Source organism: Mesorhizobium sp. M5C.F.Ca.IN.020.32.2.1, assembly GCF_004023105.1.
GTDB lineage: Bacteria > Pseudomonadota > Alphaproteobacteria > Rhizobiales > Rhizobiaceae > Mesorhizobium > Mesorhizobium wenxiniae.
Genome location: NZ_RZSX01000806.1, coordinates 1 through 2,844 on the forward strand (window position 1 = coordinate 1; position 2,844 = coordinate 2,844).

A 2,844-nucleotide genomic window follows, 5' to 3' on the forward strand; every position below is an offset into this window, starting at 1 on the left:
GTGCCGCCTCGATTTCCTTCGAACGAAAAACGCCGTTGTCGCCGGCCCCGGTGACGGCGACGCGGACTCCGTCCGCGCCATTGGCCACGAACACACCGACGATCGCATAGCGCGATGCCGGATTGCGGAATTTTTCATAGGCCGCCTTGGCCGGCGCGGTGAAGGTCACCGCGGTGACGATCTCGCCGTCCTCCAGCCCCGTCTCGAACAGGCCGGTGAAGAACGCGTCGGCAGCGATCTCGCGCCTGTTGGTGACGATAGTGGCGTCAAGCGCAAGAAGTGCTGCCGGATAATCAGCCGCCGGGTCATTATTGGCGATCGAGCCGCCGATCGTGCCCTTGTAGCGTACGGCCGGATCGCCGATCAGAGAAGCCATGTGGGCCAAAGCCGGACAGGCCGTCTTCAGCCTCTCGTCGCGGGCGACGTCGTAATGTGTGGTGCCGGCGCGAATGGTGATGGTGCTGCCCGACACCTCGATGCCTTTCAATTCCTCGATATGCGAAAGGTCGACGAGATCGGACGGTGCGGCAAGCCGCGTCTTCATCGCCGGGATCAGCGTCATGCCGCCCGACAGCAGCTTCGCATCGCCGGTCTCGAGCAGCTTGACCGCATCGGCGACCGAGGCGGCACGGTGATAGTTGACTGAGTACATGGGATGCTCCCGTGAAGTGAATCGGTGAGTAGTCAGTAGTGAGTAGTTTCAGTGTTTCTCTACTGACTACTCACTACTGACCATTCACTCCTGTTTCAGTGTCTCGTCGTCGCCCGGATCGCTGCCCAGACCGTGGACGGCGATGCCGGCATAGCGATATCGGTGATGCCGATGGCGTCGGTGATGGCGTTGATCACTGCCGGCGGTGAGCCGATGGCGCCGGCCTCGCCGCAGCCCTTGATGCCGAGCGGATTCCCCGGGCACGGCGTGTTCGAGGTCGAGACCTTGAACGACGGCAGGTCGTCGGCTCGCGGCATGGTGTAGTCCATATAGCTCGCAGTCAAAAGCTGCCCGTTGGCGTCGTAGCGGGTGCCCTCCAGCAAGGCCTGGCCGATGCCTTGGGCGACGCCGCCATGCACCTGGCCTTCGACGATCATCGGATTGATGATGTTGCCGAAATCGTCGGCGGCGACGAACTGGACGATCTCGGTGACGCCGGTTTCCGGATCGATCTCGACCTCGCAGACATAGCAGCCGGCGGGGAAAGTGAAGTTCGACGGATCGTAGAATGAAGTCTCCTTCAGCCCCGGCTCCATGCCGCCCGGCAGGTTGTGGGCGGTGTAGGCGGCAAGCGCCATCTGAAACCACGGCACTTGTCTGTCGGTGCCGGTGACCTTCAATGCACCGTTTTCGATGACGATGTCGCCCTCGTCGGCCTCGAGCAGATGGGCGGCGATCTTCTTGGCCTTGGCCTCGACCTTGTCGAGCGCCTTGGCAACGGCCGACATGCCGACGGCGCCCGAGCGCGAGCCATAGGTGCCCATGCCCATCTGGACCTTGTCGGTATCGCCATGGACGATGGAGACACTGTCGATCGGCACGCCGAAGCGCTGGTTGACCAGTTGTGCGAAAGTCGTCTCATGGCCCTGGCCATGGCTGTGCGAGCCGGTTAATACTTCGATCGTTCCGGCGGCGTTGACGCGTACCTCGGCTGATTCCCACAGGCCGACGCCGGCACCGAGCGAGCCGACCGCCGCCGACGGCGCCAGCCCGCAGGCCTCGATATAGCAGCTCATGCCGATGCCGCGCAGCTTGCCATTCGCCCTGGCGGCCGCCTTGCGCTGGGCAAAACCGGCATAATCGGCAGCCTCCATCGCCGCGTCCAGCGAAGCGGCATAATCGCCGGCGTCATAGTTCATGATGACCGGTGTCTGGTGCGGGAACGATGTGATGAAGTTCTTTCGGCGAAGCGCCGCCGGCGACACGCCCAACTCGCGTGCGGCGGTTTCGATCGTGCGTTCGAGCAGATAGGTGGCCTCCGGCCGCCCTGCCCCGCGATAGGCATCGACCGGCGCGGTGTTGGTGTAGACGGCGCGCACATTGGCGTGGATCGCCGGAATATCATACTGGCCCGACAACAGCGTCGCGTAGAGATAGGTCGGCACACAGGACGAGAACAGCGACATGTAGGCGCCGAGGTTGGCGATGGTGTCGACCTTCAGCCCGGTGATCCTGTTGTCCTTGTCGAAAGCCATTTCGACCGTCGAGTCATGGTCACGGCCATGGGCGTCGGTAAGAAAGCTCTCGGTGCGGTCAGCGACCCATTTGACCGGCACGCCGGTCTTCTTCGAGGCCCACAGGCAGATGATTTCTTCCGGATAGATATAGATCTTCGAGCCGAAGCCGCCGCCGACATCCGGCGCGATGACGCGCAGCTTGTTTTCGGGCGCGACATTGTAGAAGGCGCTCATCACCAGACGCGCGAGATGCGGGTTCTGCGAGGTCGTCCAGCACGTGTAGTGGTCCTCGGCCTTGTCGTAATAGCCTAGTGCCGCACGCGGCTCCATGGCGTTCGGCACCAGCCGGTTGTTGACGATCGTCATGCGGGTGACGTGGGCAGCGGCCTTGATCGCCGCATTGGTCGCTGTGCTGTCGCCGAGCTCCCAGTCGAAAATCAGATTGCCGTCGGCTTCCGGGTGGATCTGTGGTGCGCTCCTTTCGAGCGCCTTCGGAGCATCGACGACTGCCTTCAGTTCTTCGTAGATGATGTCGACCGCTTCGGCCGCGTCGCGCGCCTGCCCCTTGGTTTCGGCAACCACGACGACCACCGCGTCGCCGACATAGCGGACCCTGTCGAAGGCCAGTGGCGACCACGCCCCCATCTTCATCGGCGAGCCGTCCTTGGAATGGAT

2 protein-coding genes are annotated in these 2,844 nt (G+C 63.1%); both read right to left on the reverse strand.

What is annotated here, in order from left to right; translation table 11 throughout:
- Positions 1-652, reverse strand: a 652-nt coding sequence (locus EOA86_RS29095; RefSeq protein WP_164892081.1) for a xanthine dehydrogenase family protein subunit M, incomplete at its 3' end; no start/stop codon positions are given.
- Positions 653-747: 95 nt separating this feature from the next.
- The coding region (locus EOA86_RS29100; RefSeq protein ID WP_164892082.1) for a xanthine dehydrogenase family protein molybdopterin-binding subunit at positions 748-2,844 on the reverse strand (2,097 nt) is incomplete at its 5' end.